Annotated in this window: 16 protein-coding genes; 14 read left to right on the forward strand and 2 right to left on the reverse strand. The window is 62.5% G+C overall.

Annotated features, from left to right (window positions below; genetic code table 11):
- Positions 1-112 precede the first annotated feature (112 nt).
- From nagZ to LB571_RS24820, 10 genes are all read left to right on the forward strand, one after another.
- Entirely contained in the window at positions 113-1,132 is a 1,020-nt protein-coding gene (nagZ, locus tag LB571_RS24775; protein WP_140716626.1) for a beta-N-acetylhexosaminidase, read from the forward strand.
- 62 nt (positions 1,133-1,194) lie between these two features.
- On the forward strand, positions 1,195-1,995 hold the full coding sequence (locus tag LB571_RS24780) for a segregation and condensation protein A (protein ID WP_140724173.1): 801 nt from the start codon (positions 1,195-1,197) through the stop codon (positions 1,993-1,995).
- Positions 1,992-2,756, forward strand: a complete 765-nt coding sequence (scpB, locus tag LB571_RS24785) for an SMC-Scp complex subunit ScpB (protein WP_140616077.1) — start codon at positions 1,992-1,994, stop codon at positions 2,754-2,756. The genes LB571_RS24780 and scpB overlap by 4 nt, the downstream gene beginning before the upstream one ends.
- 180 nt (positions 2,757-2,936) lie before the next feature.
- Entirely contained in the window at positions 2,937-3,158 is a 222-nt protein-coding gene (locus LB571_RS24790; RefSeq protein WP_015317533.1) for a twin-arginine translocase TatA/TatE family subunit, read from the forward strand.
- A gap of 29 nt (positions 3,159-3,187) precedes the next feature.
- On the forward strand, positions 3,188-3,958 hold the full coding sequence (gene tatB, locus LB571_RS24795; protein ID WP_015317534.1) for a Sec-independent protein translocase protein TatB: 771 nt from the start codon (positions 3,188-3,190) through the stop codon (positions 3,956-3,958).
- Positions 3,955-4,830 carry a twin-arginine translocase subunit TatC gene (tatC, locus tag LB571_RS24800; RefSeq protein WP_015317535.1) on the forward strand — a complete coding sequence of 292 codons (876 nt, stop codon included), beginning with the start codon at positions 3,955-3,957 and terminating at the stop codon, positions 4,828-4,830. Before tatB ends, tatC begins: the two co-directional genes overlap by 4 nt.
- A 101-nt stretch (positions 4,831-4,931) precedes the next feature.
- Entirely contained in the window at positions 4,932-6,236 is a 1,305-nt protein-coding gene (serS, locus tag LB571_RS24805) for a serine--tRNA ligase (protein WP_224598804.1), read from the forward strand.
- Positions 6,236-6,994 carry a 5'/3'-nucleotidase SurE gene (surE, locus tag LB571_RS24810; RefSeq protein WP_224598806.1) on the forward strand — a complete coding sequence of 253 codons (759 nt, stop codon included), beginning with the start codon at positions 6,236-6,238 and terminating at the stop codon, positions 6,992-6,994. The genes serS and surE overlap by 1 nt, the downstream gene beginning before the upstream one ends.
- On the forward strand, positions 6,991-7,650 hold the full coding sequence (locus LB571_RS24815) for a protein-L-isoaspartate(D-aspartate) O-methyltransferase (protein ID WP_140723708.1): 660 nt from the start codon (positions 6,991-6,993) through the stop codon (positions 7,648-7,650). The genes surE and LB571_RS24815 overlap by 4 nt, the downstream gene beginning before the upstream one ends.
- 164 nt (positions 7,651-7,814) lie before the next feature.
- Complete coding sequence (locus tag LB571_RS24820; RefSeq protein WP_140616085.1) at positions 7,815-9,347, forward strand: peptidoglycan DD-metalloendopeptidase family protein; 1,533 nt, start codon at positions 7,815-7,817, stop codon at positions 9,345-9,347.
- A 103-nt stretch (positions 9,348-9,450) separates the two neighbouring features.
- On the opposite strand, the gene LB571_RS24825 is transcribed toward LB571_RS24820, so the two are convergent.
- Complete coding sequence (locus LB571_RS24825) at positions 9,451-10,347, reverse strand: NAD-dependent epimerase/dehydratase family protein (protein WP_015317540.1); 897 nt, start codon at positions 10,345-10,347, stop codon at positions 9,451-9,453.
- Between the two features lie 115 nt (positions 10,348-10,462).
- Between LB571_RS24825 and LB571_RS24830 the strand changes: the two genes are divergently transcribed.
- Entirely contained in the window at positions 10,463-11,281 is an 819-nt protein-coding gene (locus LB571_RS24830; protein ID WP_224598809.1) for an AraC family transcriptional regulator, read from the forward strand.
- A 39-nt stretch (positions 11,282-11,320) separates the two neighbouring features.
- Here the strand turns inward: LB571_RS24830 and LB571_RS24835 are convergent, their stop codons facing one another.
- Positions 11,321-12,196 carry an ATP-binding protein gene (locus tag LB571_RS24835; protein ID WP_015317542.1) on the reverse strand — a complete coding sequence of 292 codons (876 nt, stop codon included), beginning with the start codon at positions 12,194-12,196 and terminating at the stop codon, positions 11,321-11,323.
- A gap of 291 nt (positions 12,197-12,487) precedes the next feature.
- Here LB571_RS24835 and yajC point away from each other — a divergent pair, with 291 nt between their 5' ends.
- From yajC to LB571_RS24850, 3 genes are read left to right on the forward strand one after another with little or no spacing between them, the layout of a single operon-like run.
- Complete coding sequence (gene yajC / locus LB571_RS24840; RefSeq protein ID WP_010909882.1) at positions 12,488-12,829, forward strand: preprotein translocase subunit YajC; 342 nt, start codon at positions 12,488-12,490, stop codon at positions 12,827-12,829.
- Between the two features lie 51 nt (positions 12,830-12,880).
- Positions 12,881-15,430, forward strand: coding sequence for a protein translocase subunit SecDF (gene secDF, locus LB571_RS24845; protein WP_015317543.1), 2,550 nt, complete (start codon positions 12,881-12,883; stop codon positions 15,428-15,430).
- 27 nt (positions 15,431-15,457) lie between these two features.
- Positions 15,458-15,850: an Mth938-like domain-containing protein gene (locus LB571_RS24850; RefSeq protein ID WP_224598813.1), complete on the forward strand. Its 393-nt coding sequence runs from the start codon at positions 15,458-15,460 to the stop codon at positions 15,848-15,850.
- The last annotated feature ends 1 nt before the right edge of the window (position 15,851 follow it).

Raw genomic sequence — 15,851 nt, forward strand, 5'->3', positions numbered from 1 at the left:
CGCCCCCCCCCCCCCCCCCCCCCCCGACTTTTTCATGTGGAAGCCTGTTTTGCAGCCGGCCATGCGGTCAGGGATGATTCCCTTTGACCTCGCGAAGCCCTAGACTCCTGAAATGACCGAATCAAAATCCATGATCCTCGGCTGTGCCGGGAAAACGCTCACCCGCGAAGAGATCCGTTTCTATCGCAATGAGTGCCCGTGGGCCTTCATCCTGTTTGCCCGCAACATCGGCGAGGCCGAGCAGATCCGCGATCTCGTCGCCGAGATGCGCGACTGCATCGGGCGCCCGGACGCGCTGGTGTTCATCGACCAGGAAGGCGGCAGGGTGCAGCGCCTGCGACCGCCGCTGGCGCCGAACTATCCGGCCGGTGGCGCGCTGGGGGCGCTTTGGCGCGACGATCACGACGCTGGCGTGCGCGCCGCCTGGCTGATGGCGCGGCTGCATGCCTTCGACCTCCTGCGCTATGGTATATCGGCGGATTGCCTGCCGGTGCTCGACGTCCCGATCGAAGGGGCCAGCGATGTCATCGGCGCGCGCGCCTATGGCAAGGATCCGCGTCCGGTCATCGAACTCGGCCGCGCCGCGGCCGAAGGCCTGATGGCGGGCGGCGTGCTGCCCGTGATGAAGCATGTTCCGGGGCACGGCCGGGCGTTTGCCGACACGCATTTCGAGCTGCCTGTCGTCGACGCCTCGCTCAGCGATCTGCAACGGCACGACTTCGCCCCGTTCCGCGAACTCAACCATCTGCCGATGGCCATGACCGCGCATGTCGTCTACAGCGCCATCGATCCCAAGAACCCGGCGACGACATCCGGCAAGGTCATCGACGAGATCATCCGCCGCGAGATCGGTTTTGACGGGCTCTTGATGAGCGACGACACCTCGATGAAGGCACTTTCTGGGGATTTCCCGACAAAGGCCGCCTCGATCCTTGCGGCCGGCTGTGATCTGGTCCTTCACTGCAACGGCGTTTTCGAGGAGATGGCGGGGATCGCATCGCGCACCAAAGGGCTTGAAGGCAAGTCGCTGGAGCGCGCCAAGCGGGCAATGACCTATATAAAGAAAAGCGACACGGTAGAAGAAACCGAGATACGCGCTGAATTCGCCACCTATTTCGACGCGGTGGCATAGCCAAGGGAAGTGACAGGGCAGTGGCGGAAGCATTGGAAAGCAAGGCTCCGAAGGCCGCACCGATGGACCGCCTGTGGGCCGAGAATGACGATTCACGCGTCACCGGCGATCCATCGCTGGTCGTTGACGTGGCCGGCTTCGAAGGCCCGCTCGACCTTCTCCTGCATCTTGCCCGTAACCAGAAGGTCGATCTGGCGCGCATTTCGATCTTGGCACTGGTCGAGCAATATCTGACCTTTGTCGAGACGGCGAGGGCGCTGCGGCTCGAACTTGCCGCCGACTATCTGGTGATGGCGGCTTGGCTGGCCTTCCTCAAGTCGAAGCTGCTGATTCCCAAGCAGCCGGGCGAGGAGGGCGAAAGCGGTGAGGAACTGGCGGCGGTGCTGCAGTTCCGGCTGAAGCGGCTCGAAGCCATGCGCGACGCGTCTGCGCGTCTGGTCAACCGCAACCGGCTCGGTCGCGACGTGTTCGCGCGCGGCATGCCGGAAATGGTGATCATCGAGAAGCGCAACGCCTATTCAGCGTCGCTCTACGACTTGCTGACGGCCTATGCCCAGCAGCGGCAGAAGCAGGCGATCAACAACGTGACGATCGCCAGGCGCGGTGTCTGGTCGCTCAAGGACGCGCGCGACATCCTGACCCGCCTTGTCGGGGCTGTAAGCGACTGGACGACACTGGAAAGTTTCCTGATCGTGTACATGACCAGCCCCGAGGAAAGGCGCACGGCGATCGCCAGTTCCTTCGCGGCAACATTGGAACTGGTGCGCGACGGCACGATGGACGTGCGGCAGGATCAGACATTTGCCCCGATCTATTTGCGCGGCCGCACGCAAGCAATCAAGGCAGTCGAGGTGGCATCATGAGCGAACGCGCCAACGCTTCGGTTATCCCGTTCAAGGTCGAGGACGAGCCTGGGCAGGAGTTGTTCTCCGAGGATGTGGCCGAGCAGGTGCAGAACCCGGCCGAGCGTCTGCATATGGCGGAAGCCGTGCGCATGGCGGAGGCGATCGTGTTCGCCAGCGCCGAACCCGTCAGCGAAAAGCAGCTTGCCGCACGCCTTCCCGATGGCATCAATGTCGCGCTAGCCATGAGGGAGCTGCAGCAGATCTACGCCCGGCGCGGCGTCAATCTGGTGCGGGTTGGCGATGCCTGGGCCTTCCGAACCGCTGGCGACCTGGCTTTCCTGATGAGCCGCGATACGGTGCAGCAGCGCAAGCTGTCACGGGCGGCGCTCGAGGTGCTGGCGATCATAGCCTACCACCAGCCGGTGACGCGCGCCGAGATCGAGGACATCAGAGGTGTCGAAACCTCGAAGGGCACGCTCGACACGCTGCTCGAAACGGAATGGGTGCGCATGCGCGGCCGCCGCAAAACGCCCGGCCGCCCCGTCACCTATGGCACCACCGAAACCTTCCTCGACCATTTCGCACTCGAGGAAATCCGTGATCTTCCAGGCATGGAGGAACTGAAAGGCGCCGGCCTGCTTTCGGGCCGCATGCCGTCGAATTTCTCCATCCCGCAACCGCCGGCCGATCCCGACGCGCTGACCGAGGACGAGGATCCGCTGACCGACATCGACCTCGAGGAGCTCGGCCTGCTGACGCCGCGCGTCACGGAAGATTGACCACGAGCGCCTTTCAAAAGCTGCTTTCCGGCTTTACATGCGCCGTTTGGTAGCGGGCCGCATCGCCGAAAATGCGTGACATCCGTCGGCCTTTCATAAACTCTGTCGCGGTTGTGTTTGAATCCCAAAGCGAAAACGCATAGATCATCGCCAGGGAAAACATTCGAGAGAGATTTGGTTATGGGTTCATTTTCGATTTGGCACTGGATGATCGTGCTGGTGATCGTGCTGCTGGTGTTCGGCCGCGGCAAGATTCCCGAGCTGATGGGTGACATGGCCAAGGGCATCAAGAGCTTCAAGAAAGGCATGGCCGACGACGACGTTGCCGACGACAAGCGCACCGTCGAACACCGTGCCGATGAGACCGTTTCGGCCGCGAAGGAAAAGGCCAGCAAGAGCTGAGCCAAAAGTTCTAGTCGGAACAGATTGCCATGTTTGAAGTCGGCTGGACCGAAATGCTGGTGATCGCGATCGTCATGATCGTGGTCGTCGGGCCCAAGGATTTGCCCAACATGCTGCGCACATTCGGCCGCACGACGGCGAAGTTGCGCGCCATGGCCGCCGATTTCCAGAAGCAATTCAACGAGGCCTTGAAGGAAGCCGAGCTCGACGACGTCAAGAAGTCGGTCGACGAACTCCGGGGTCTCAGCCCAGTCGCCGAGATCAAGAAGCAGCTCAATCCGTTCGAGCAGGCGGCAGCCGATGTGCGCGCCGGCGTCGACGCGGCGATGAAGCCGAAGCCGGCCGCCGCCGATCCATCGGCCCCTGCCGCGGCGACGCCACAGGCGGCCGAGCCGTTGAAGAACGGTGCAACGACCATGCCTGGCGTCAATGGCCCGGAAGTCACGACCCCAGCATCGATGTTCCCGGCGATGACCGATGAATCGGTGGTGGCGGCTTCCACGGAACCGAAGGCATCCAAGAAAACCGCCAAGGCGGTGCCGGCTTCAAAAGCGCCATCCATTAAGGTGGTGGCGGCAAAAGCCTCACCCGCAGGGGCGGCAAAAACCGCACCCACGCCCAAGGCGTCGACAAAGGCCACGACAGCGGCAGTTCCTGAAACCGCGGCTGTGACGAAGCCTGCCGTCGCCAAGGCGCCTGCAGCCAAGGCGCCTGCTGCCAAGGCGCCTGCGAAAACCGAACCGAAACCTGCTGGGGCCAAGAAGCCGGTAGCCAAAAAGACGGCTGGAGCCGCCAAGTGAGCGTTTCGGACAAGGAAAAGGACGAGATCGAAAAATCGTCGGCGCCTCTGATGGAGCATCTGATCGAGCTGCGCAGGCGGTTGATCTGGTCTCTCGGTGGCTTCTTCGTTGCCTTCCTGGTTTGCTTCTTCTTTGCCAAGAGGCTGTTCAACCTTCTGGTTGTCCCCTTCAAGTGGGCGACGAAATGGGCAGGGCTGGACCCGCACAAGGTCGAGCTGATCTATACCGCGCCGCAGGAATTCTTCTTCACGCAGGTCAAGCTCGCCATGTTCGGCGGCATGGTCATCGCCTTTCCGCTGATCGCCACGCAGATCTACAAATTCATTGCGCCTGGGCTCTACAAGAACGAGCGCAATGCCTTCCTGCCGTTCCTGATCGCATCGCCCATCCTGTTCCTGATGGGCGCCTCGCTGGTCTATTTCTTCTTCACGCCGATGGTGATGTGGTTCTTCCTCGCCATGCAGCAGGTCGGCACCGATGACCAGGTACAGATTTCGCTGCTGCCGAAAGTGTCGGAATATCTCAGCCTGATCATGACGTTGATCTTCTCCTTCGGCCTGGTGTTCCAGCTGCCGGTGGTAACCAGCCTGATGACGCGCGTCGGCATGCTGTCGTCCAAGGCGCTGGCCGAAAAACGCAAATGGGCGATCGTCATCGCCTTCATCGTTGCCGCGGTGCTGACACCTCCGGATCCGATGAGCCAGATCGGCTTGGCCATTCCGACCATCCTTCTCTACGAGGTTTCCATCTGGGCCGCGCGGTGGATCGAGCGCGACCAGGAGAAACAGCGGCTTGCGCGCGAGAAGCAGGAAGCCGGCGAGACCGTGGCCGGCAAGGCGCCGGACGAGCCGCCAGCGCCGGCGGCCTCGTAGGGCATCGGCGGCGGCGGAAAACGACAACCGCCGCCCGGCCCATCTTGCATCGATCAAGGATGCGGTTTACGCCCCTCAAACCTAGCTTGAGGACGGACACCATGCTTGACATCAAATGGATTCGCGACAACCCGAAGGCCCTTGTCGAGGCGCTCACCAAGCGCTCGTGGTCGGCGGATGAGGCGCAGTCCACGGTCGACGGGCTGATCGCCAAGGACGAGGCGCGGCGCGAACATGTCACCGAGCTGCAGACCAGGCAGGAGCGCCGCAACGCCGCCTCGAAGGAGATCGGCAACGCCATGCGTTCGGGCGATGCCGCCCTTGCCGAGAAACTCAAGGCCGAAGTCGGCGAGATCAAGACCTTCATCCAGAACGGCGAGGCGCGCGAGCGCGAGCTTGACAAGGCGCTGAACGATGCGCTGGCGGTGCTGCCGAATGTGCCGTTCGGCGACGTGCCGGTCGGCAAGGACGAGCACGACAATGTCGTCAAGCATGTCGTCGGCAAGGTGCCGACACGGCCGAACTGGGTGAAGGAGCATTTCGAGATCGGCGAAGCGCTCGGCATGATGGATTTCGAGCGCGCGGCGAAACTGTCGGGATCGCGCTTCACCGTGCTCAGGAGTGGTCTGGCGCGGATGGAACGCGCCATCGGCCAGTTCATGCTCGACCTGCACACGACGGAGCATGGCTATGAGGAAGTGATCCCGCCGCTGATGGTGAAGGACGACGTTCTGTTCGGCACCAACCAGTTGCCGAAGTTCGAGGAGGATCTGTTCTTCACGCCACATGGAGAGGGCAGGCTTGGCCTGATCCCGACCGCCGAAGTGCCGCTCACCAACCTCGTGCGCGAAGAAATCACGGCGCATGAAAAGCTGCCGCTGCGCTTCACGGCGCTGACGCCCTGCTTTCGTTCCGAGGCAGGCTCGGCGGGACGCGATACGCGCGGCATGCTGCGCCAGCATCAATTCTACAAGGTCGAGCTGGTCTCGATCACCGACCAGGAATCCTCACTCGCCGAGCATGAGCGGATGACACAATGCGCCGAGGAAGTCTTGAAGCGGCTTGAGCTGCCGTTCCGGACCATGGTGCTCAGCACCGGCGACATGGGTTTTGGCGCGCGCAAGACCTATGACATCGAGGTCTGGTTGCCCGGCCAGAACGCCTATCGCGAAATCTCGTCCTGCTCTGTCTGCGGCGATTTCCAGGCGCGCCGTATGGATGCCCGTTACAAGGACAAGGATGGTAAGGGCAACCGCTTCGTCCATACGCTGAACGGTTCGGGCACCGCTGTCGGCCGCGCGCTCATAGCTGTCATCGAAAACTATCAGAATGAGGATGGCAGCGTAACCATTCCTGAAGTGCTGCGGCCTTACATGGGCGGCCTGGAAAAGATCGAATCGAAATAATGCGCATTCTTCTGACCAATGACGACGGCATCCATGCCGAGGGCCTGGCCTCGCTCGAGCGCGTCGCCCGCATCCTGTCCGACGATGTCTGGGTGGTAGCGCCGGAACAGGACCAGTCGGGCTATGCGCATTCGCTGTCGATTTCGGAGCCGCTGCGGTTGCGGAAAATCGGCGAAAGGCATTTTGCCGTGCGCGGCACGCCAACCGATTGCGTCATCATGGGCGTCAAGAAGATCCTGCCCGGTGCGCCCGACCTGATCCTGTCCGGTATCAATTCGGGCGCCAACATCGCCGACGACGTCACCTATTCCGGTACCGTCGCCGGCGCCATGGAAGGCGCGCTGCTCGGCATCCGGTCGATAGCGCTCAGCCAGGGCTACAGCACTGTCGGCGAGGATCGCGTCGTCCCCTATGAGACCACCGAAGCGCTGGCGCCGGCACTGCTGAAGAAGCTCGTCGCGACGCCGCTGCCGGACGGCGTCCTGCTCAACGTCAATTTCCCCAACTGCCTTCCCGAGGAAGTGGCCGGCACGGTGGTCACCACGCAGGGCAAGCTGGTGCACAGCCTGTGGGTCGACGAGCGCCGCGACGGGCGCGGCCTGCCTTATTACTGGCTGCGCTTCGGCCGCGAGCCGGTCGAGGGCAAGCAGGGCACCGATCTCTTTGCCCTGCGCAACAGGCTGGTGTCGGTGACGCCGCTGCAGCTTGACCTTACCGCGCATGAGATCCGTGACCAGCTGAGCAAGGCGCTTGCATGAATCAGGGCTTTCCAATCGATGATCGCGAAGGATTTGCCGCTTTCCTGCTGCGCCTGCGCGGCAGGGGAACGGTGCCGAAGGCGCTGATCGCGGCTTTCGAGGCAACGCCGCGACGCGGCTTCCTGGCAGCGCAATACCACCAGATCGCCTGGTCGGACCGCATGCTGCCGATCGAATGCGGCGAAGCGATCGAAGGGGCGGATCTGCAGGCGGCGGTGATCGCCGCATTGGCCATTGAAACGGGAAACCGCGTGCTCGAGATCGGCACCGGTTCCGGCTACACATCGGCTGTCATGTCGCGGCTGGCGGCGCGGGTCGTGACCGTGGATCGGTACAAGACGCTGGTCGAGCAAGCCAGGCAGCGCTTCGAGGCACTCGGCATCAGCAATGCCATCGTGCGGCAGGCCGATGGTTCCAACGGATTGCCCAATGAAGGGCCGTTTGACCGCATCGTCGCCTGGGCGGCATTCGACAGCCTGCCGCGCTTCCTGCTCGACCAATTGTCGAGCGGCGGCATCGTCATCGCGCCGATCGGGCCGGAGGAGGGCGAGCAGGTGCTGGCCAAGCTCACCAAGGTCGGCAGCCGTTTCGAGCGCGAGGATATCGGCCTCGTGCGGCTGCAGCCGATCCTGCGCAGCATTGCAGCGGTTATCTAGTTTCCGGCCGGCCGCCAGATCTCTTTCGGGCTCGCCATCGTGCCGCTGATCATCCCCAAATGTTTTAAGAAAATTTTCGTCGGATTCTAATGGGTTAACCGGCCAGTAACATTAACGCGCTTTAATCCTGTCCAGTTGGTGCAGCGTTTGTGCGGGTTAGTGCGATGCAACTCAGTGTTTTGAAGACAAATAGTCGCAATCTGGCGCGGGGCTGCGCTGTTCTGATGATTGCAGGCGCGGCGGCCGGGTGCAGTTCCCAGGCTTCGCGGTTCAACAGTGTCGACGACGTCTTCACGTCCTCGACCAACAATCAACGTGCCATCATCAACAAGCAGGATGCGGTGCAGCCTTATCCGGGCGATGTCTCGGCTGCTCCGCTTGATGGCAGCCACACGCAGTCGGTGAGCCGTTCCAGCCTCGATCCGGTTTCGAGCCGGCCTTTGCCGCCGCCGGCTTCCGCGCAGGCGCAGCCGGCTCCAGCGCTCGCGCCTGCCGCCAATCCGGTGCGTGTCGCATCGGCGCCGGCCTTGGTTCGGCCCGCTCCTCATGTCGACAGGACGACGACCGGCACTGTCGCGCCGGCCGCCAAGCCTTTCAAGAATGCCCAGCCCGACGAGCCGAGGATGGCCCAGGCAGGCACGCCGCACGCGACCGAAATCACCGTCAGGGACGGCGAGACCATTTCCGGCCTGGCGGCGCATTACAAGGTGCCGGCCGATGTCATCATGAAGGTGAATGGCCTGAGCCCGACCAAGGGGCTGAAGACCGGCCAGAAGATCGTCATCCCGGCCTATGCCTATTCGAGCAAGGCCGAGCCGAAGGTCGCCGACGCAAAGCCGGCAAAGGACGGCAAGCATGACCTGCCGGCCAGCGCGCCGGACAAGGTGGCGGTGCTGCCGCAGCAGCCTAAGCTGAAGGAGGGCAAGTCCGCCGCCCAGGTCGATGCGTCGGCCACGGCGAACCAGCCCAAGGAACCCAAGCCGGCGCAGATGGCCAAGGCAACCGGCGCCGCCGGTACGTATACGGTCCAGTCGGGTGACACGATGTCCTCGATTGCCAGAAAGACCGGCGTCGGCGTGGTCGCGCTGAAGCAGGCCAACGGCATGAAGGACGGCATATTGAAAATCGGCCAGACCTTGAAGGTGCCGGGCGGCGGAACGGCGACGGTTGCCAGCGCCAAGCCGGCCAAGGTCGATCCGGTGACCACCGCGACAACGCAAGTCCCGGCAAAGGCCACGCCTTCGGAAACGCTGGCCTCCTACACGCCGCCGAAGAAGGACGCCAAGGTCATCCAGCAGGCCGAGGACGACGACGCGGTGGCACCCGATGCCACCGGCATCGGCAAGATGCGCTGGCCGGTGCGCGGCCGGGTGATCTCCGGTTTCGGATCCGGCAAGGACGGCGTCGATATCGCCGTGCCCACGGGCACGCCGGTCAAGGCGGCCGAGAACGGTGTTGTCATCTATGCCGGCGACGGCCTCAAGGAATTCGGCAACACGGTGCTGGTGCGCCACGAGAACGGCCTGGTCACCGTGTATGGCCATGCCAGCTCGATCGAGGTCCAGCGCGGCCAGAAGGTCAAGCGCGGCCAGGAAATCGCGCTCTCGGGCATGAGCGGCACGACGGATTCGCCGAAGCTGCACTTCGAAGTGCGCAAGAACTCCGCCCCGGTCGATCCGTCAGGCTATCTCGAATAGAAGAAAAAAAGCGATATGCGGGTCGCCTGACCTCCAGTCCAGCCCGCCGGCTCAGCCCGTTCCGCAAGGAGCGGGCTTTTTCAGTTCTGTCGAAGGCCGGCCCTCAAGCGCGGAGATGATCACGCAGCGTGTCGGCGATCATGACCTCAAGGCTGCTGGCCTTGATACCGAGAAGCACCTCGGCGTCGGAAGAATCCACCAGCAAGGGGTTCTCGAAAAGATAGCTCATCTCGATGAGCTCATGCATACCCAATGCTTCCATCTCGGCAATCGAATAAGAACGGATTTCTGAAACCTCCTGTCGAAGCATCGCAGCGGTTTTCTGGATGAGCTCCCGGGGTGAGGCGTATTGCGAGGGGACGTGAAACGCCCGTCCCCATTCGCCCGTGAAGCGGGAAGCCGCGACCAGCGTCTTGGCGACGTCCTTGGTGAAGGCCCAGGCATGCGTCGCATCGAGGTTTCCAATGAAAGCGGTAGGCTTCCCTTCGATGATGGAGGGCAGGGCGACCAGCGAGAAGTAGCTGATCGCGCTGTGGCCGAGATAGTCGCTGGACCGCACTTCGATTGCCGGCACGTCGGCACGGGCGGCTCGCTGCCACATGATCGTCCTGGCCGTTCCCTTCTTCGAAGTAGGATCCAGGGACAGGTCGGAACGAAGCGGGCTATCGGCATTTTCCCCATAGCCATAGAGGTTGCCCAACACGATGAGTTTCGCGCCGACCGCTTCGGCCGCGCGCACGGTGCCGTCGATGATGGGGAAAAAATCGGTTGGCCACCTGTGATAGGTGGCCATGGCGCACATGAAGATGGCATCGGCGCCTTGGCAGACACGCGCGAGTTCCGACGCATCGGTAGCATCGGCCTGCATGGGCCGCACGTTCCGCAATGCGTTGGAGCCGACGCTTCGGCTGGTGAGAACGACATCATGTCCTTCCTCGCCAAGAAGGCGAGCGGTTTCGCGACCGACCGGGCCCGCTCCGACAACAACATAGAAACTCATGGTGTAACCTCTCGTCCAAGTTTGATGGAGAGGCGTGAGTACAGGTCGACGCCATTGAAAATCGCGCGGGAATTGCCAAATCTCGGACAGGTTTTGCCATGAATCGAGAGAGAGCATGCGGTCGCAATACGCTCCGGCTCAAGCCGTGTCCGATGTAACAATGGCCTCCCGGCATATCGAAGCCGGAGTCCACCGCCTGTCCCGGGCTCCACACCATCGCATCATGGTGCATGCCAGCGCGGCGACACGCTCCTACTGCGATCAGGTTGGGCGATATTTCGTCAGGCGCGCCGGGGATATCGACCTGGTGCCAGCCGGCCAGGAGGGCGGCTTCGAGGCCGAAACCCCGTTCGACACGATCGAGATTGCGTTGCAGCCAGCGCTGATGGAAAGGGTGGTGGCGGAGCTTGGCGGCAAGGGGCAAGCATTGCGGCTCGACACGCGCCACCTGCTTCGCGACCAGCGCATCGAACATCTCGCCCGGGCGCTCGAGAGCGAACTGAATGCAGATTCGCCAAGCGGCCCTTTGTTTGCCGACAGCATTGGCGCCGCACTGGCGGTGAGGCTGCTCGGCCTTGGTGAACCTGATATCGGTCGAACGAACCGTTTGTCGGATACCCAGCTCAAACGCGTGCTGGAGCACATCGAGGCGTCTCTTCACGAGCCGCTTTCGATTCATCGACTAAGCCGCGTTGCCGGCGCGAGCAGCTCCCATTTGCGGACATGGTTCAAAGTGGCGACGGGCGTCACCCTGCACCGCTATGTGTTACGGCGTCGCGTTGAACGCGCACGCGTTCTGCTGCAGCGAGGCGACCTCAGCACAAGCGAAGTAGCTGAAATGACGGGCTTCGCGCACCAGTCACACCTGGCGCATTGGATGCGCCGCGAGATCGGTCAAACGCCGCGCGATTTGCGACGGACGCCGCCCAAATGACGCTGTCGGTTGATCGGGTTGGCGGCGCGATCCATCGCCTCAATCCTTCAATGGCTTGCCGAGCCTGCCGGCCAGATCCTGGGTGAATTGCCAGGCGACGCGGCCTGAGCGGCTGCCGCGTGTGGTGGCCCATTCCAGCGCTTCGGCGCGCAACTGCTCGGGGTCGATGTCGAGGCCATGATGGCTGGCATAGCCGTTGACCATGTCGAGATATTCGTCCTGCGAGCATTTATGGAAGCCGAGCCACAGCCCGAAACGGTCGGATAGCGAGACCTTTTCCTCGACCGCTTCCGATGGGTTGATGGCGGTCGAGCGCTCATTGTCGATCATGTCGCGCGGCAACAGGTGGCGGCGGTTCGAGGTCGCGTAGAAGATGACGTTGGCCGGACGGCCCTCGACGCCGCCTTCGAGTGCTGCCTTGAGCGACTTGTAGGACGTATCGTCATGGTCAAAGGACAGATCGTCGCAAAACAGGATGACGCGGAAGGGGGCCGCCTTCAGCAGGCCCATCAGCTTCGGCAGCGTGTCGATGTCCTCGCGGTGGATTTCTATCAGCTTGAGTGGCAGGCCGGGCTTCGCCTTGGCATTGATCCGCGCGTGTACGGCTTTGACCAGCGACGATTTGCCCATGCCGCGGGCACCCCACAACAGGACGTTGTTGGCGGCGAAACCGGCGGCGAAGCGCTCAGTGTTGTCGACGAGGATGTCGCGGACGCGGTCGACACCGCGGATCAGGCCGATATCCACGCGGTTGACCTTGCGCACCGGCTCCAGATATCCGGGATCGGCCTGCCAGACGAAGCAGTCGGCCACGTTGAGGTCGGTTTCAGGCGCCGGCGGCGGCGCGAGGCGGCTGACCGCCTCGATCAGGCGGTCGAGTTTCTGGTTCAGGGCGTCGATGCTGGTATCGGTCATGTCGGGTCTTTTTTGCTTCGGTTTTTGCGGTGGCAGGTAGGTCCGGTTCGATTCCGGCGGTTTCGAAACCGGTTGCAACCATTTGTTCGAGCGTGATCTTTTCCGAAAACCGGCTCGCGGTTTTCGCGATCCTGCTCTAACACGGCTAAACAGGCCGGAAAAGCAGCCGATTTGCCCGGCCGCGCAGTTGCATTGACAACTTTACCGACTATATTCCGGCCAAATTTCTAGGGGCCGCCAAATCCCGCTTGATCGTTTGGTGGCTGTTTTTCAAAATTCAGGAGTACCTCGATGTTCGTGACACCGGCATACGCCCAAGGCATCGGCGGCGCCTCTCCCGATATGTTCATCAGCATTTTGCCGTTTGTCCTGATTTTCGTGATCATGTATTTTCTGATCATCCGCCCGCAACGCACGCAGCTGAAGAAGCGCGGCGAGATGCTGGCGGCGGTTCGTCGCGGCGACACTGTCGTCACCGGCGGCGGCTTTGTCGGCAAGGTGACGAAAGTGATCGACGACAACGAGCTGGAGATCGATCTTGGCGGCGGCACCAAGGTGACGGCGCTGCGCTCGACGATCGCCGATGTGCGAGTCAAGGGCGAACCGGTCGCCAACCAGAACGCCAAGAAATAACCAGATTCAAGGCGGAGCGATCCGCGGACACGCTCTGACGGACGACGCCCTATGCTTTATTTCTCGCGCTTCAAGATGATCCTGATCTGGCTGGCCGTGGCCGCCACAGTGATCCTCGCCGCGCCCAACCTGTTCCCCGCCAGCACGCTGGCTCAGCTGCCCAGTTGGGTGCCGAAGCGGCAGATGACGCTCGGCCTCGATCTGCAGGGCGGTTCGCACATCCTGCTGGAGATGAACCAGAACGATCTGATCAAGGATCGGTTGGAGACGACGCGCGACGAAATCCGCACACTGCTGCGCGATGCCAAGATCGGCTATACCGGTCTTGCCGGCACCGGCAAGACCCTGCAGGTCCGCATCACCGATCCCGCCCAGCTCGATGCCGCCAAGAAGGCATTGAAGACTTTGACCGATCCTGTCGCCGCCGGCTTGTTCACCGGCGGTTCCATCCAGGAAATGGCGCTGGATGATTCCGAGCCGGGCCTGCTCAAGTTCACCGTCACCGACGCCGGCATCAAATACCGCACGTCGACCGCGTTGGCACAATCGATCGAGGTGGTCGAGCGCCGCGTCAACGAACTCGGCACGACCGAGCCTATCGTGCAGCGGCAAGGCGAGGACCGCATCCTCGTCCAGGTGCCTGGCCTGCAGGATCCGCAGCGGCTGAAGGAAATTCTCGGCCAGACCGCGAAGCTGACCTTCCAGATGGTCGACCAGTCGATGCCGGTGCAGGACGCGCTCAAGGGGCGCCCGCCAGCCGGTTCGTCGGTGCTCTATTCCCAGGACGATCCGCCGGTTCCATACCTGATCGAGAACCGCGTTATCGTGTCGGGTGAAAACCTCGTCGACGCACAGGCGACGTACAATTCGCAGAACAACGAGCCGGTGGTTTCGTTCCGCTTCGATTCCAAGGGTGCCGCCCGCTTCGGCCAGGCCACCGCGCAGAACGTCGGCAAGCTGTTCGCCATCATCCTCGACAACCAGGTGATTTCGGCGCCGCAGATCCGTGAACCGATCCTTGGCGGCACCGGCCAGATCTCCGGCAATTTCACAGCCCAAAGCGCCAACGACCTCGCCGTGCTGCTGCGCGCCGGCGCGCTGCCCGCGACATTGACGGTCATCGAGGAGCGTACCGTGGGTCCGGGCCTCGGCCAGGATTCGATCCACGCCGGCAAGGTCGCCGGCATCATCGGTTCGATTCTCGTCGTGGCATTCATGTTCGTCGCCTACGGTTTCCTCGGTTTCCTCGCCAATATCGCGCTGGCGGTGCACGTGGCGATGATCGTCGGACTGCTGTCGCTGCTCGGCGCGACGCTGACCTTGCCGGGTATTGCCGGTATCGTACTGACCATCGGCATGGCGGTCGATTCCAACGTGCTTATCTATGAGCGTATCCGCGAGGAGCGACGCGCCGGTCGCTCGGTGATCCAGGCGATCGACACCGGCTTCTCGAAGGCGCTGGCGACCATCGTCGATTCCAATGTTACCTCGCTGATTGCGACAGTGGTGCTGTTCTATCTCGGTACCGGACCCGTGAAGGGCTTTGCCATCACCTATGCCATCGGCATCCTGACCACGGTCTTCACCGCTTTCACCTTCACCCGCCTGCTGGTGTCGATCTGGCTGCGCCGCGCACGTCCGAAGGAACTGCCGCGCGCACCGGTGACTTTCGTTCCGCCCGGCACGAAAATTCCGTTCATGGGTATTCGCCGGTGGACGTTCGCGCTGTCGAGCACATTGTCGATACTGTCCGTCGTGTTGTTCATGAGCGTCGGCATCAATTACGGCATCGACTTCAAGGGCGGTTCTCTGATCGAGGTGCAGTCGAAGAGCGGCGATGCCAATATTGGTGACATCCGCAGCCGATTGACGGAACTGAACATCGGCGAAGTTCAGGTGCAGCAGTTCGGTGCGCCCAACGACGTGTTGATCCGCGTCGGCACGCAGGATGCCGGTGAAAATGCCGAGCAGACCGTGATCGACAAGGTGCGCGGCGAGCTGCAGGATCAGTATAATTTCCGTCGCGTCGAAGTGGTGGGCCCGACGGTTTCCGGCGAGTTGGCCAAGCAAGGCACGATCGCCATGATCGTCGCGCTGGCCGGCATCCTGATCTATGTCTGGTTCCGCTTCGAATGGCAGTTCGCGGTCGGCGCCATTGTCGCGACAGTGCACGATGTGGTCATGACGCTCGGTTTCTTCGTCATCACCGGGCTCGAGTTCAACCAGTCGTCACTGGCGGCGATCCTGACCATTATCGGGTATTCGCTGAACGACACGATCGTGGTCTATGACCGCGTCCGCGAGGATCTGCGAAAATACAAGCGAATGCCGTTGCCGCAGCTGTTGAACAACGCCATCAACGAGACGTTGTCGAGAACGACGCTGACGTCCGTGACGACCAGCTTGGCGCTGCTGGCGCTGGTGCTGTTCGGCGGCGAAGTGATCCGCTCGTTTACGCTGGCGATGCTGTTCGGCGTCGTGTTCGGCACGTATTCGTCGATCTTCATCGCGGCGCCGTTGCTGATCCTGTTCAAGCTGCGGCCGCAGGCTTCGGCCGACGAGGAAAAGCCGGTCAGCGGCGGCAAGGCCGTCGCGACCTGACGCGCGGCCCCGAGGGGTGATAGAGTGATGGCCGGCAAAGGCATCATTATCCGCGAGGCGCATTTCCCCGGCCGCGCGCCGATCGAGGCCTATGGCAATGGCGGCTTCCGCTTTGCCGACATGTCGCATCGCGGCTCTCTCATGTGCCTGTCCACAGGCATCCATGGTTGGGAGCCGGCAAATCCCCAAGCGCTGACCGTGGCGGATTTCGACAGGCTGCTCGCCGAGGCCGACAAGGTCGAGATCCTGCTGGTTGGCATGGGTCGGGATCTCAGGCCGTTGCCGGCGGCGCTGCGGGCCGCGCTGAAGGATGCCGGCATAGCGTCCGACCCGATGTCGACTGGGGCAGCAGTGCGGACCTACAATGTCCTTCTGGCTGAAAACCGCGCCGTGGCGGCCGCGCTCATCGCCGTCGATTGAT

The organism is Mesorhizobium sp. BR1-1-4 (assembly GCF_020165375.1).
In the GTDB taxonomy this organism is placed as follows: domain Bacteria; phylum Pseudomonadota; class Alphaproteobacteria; order Rhizobiales; family Rhizobiaceae; genus Mesorhizobium; species Mesorhizobium australicum.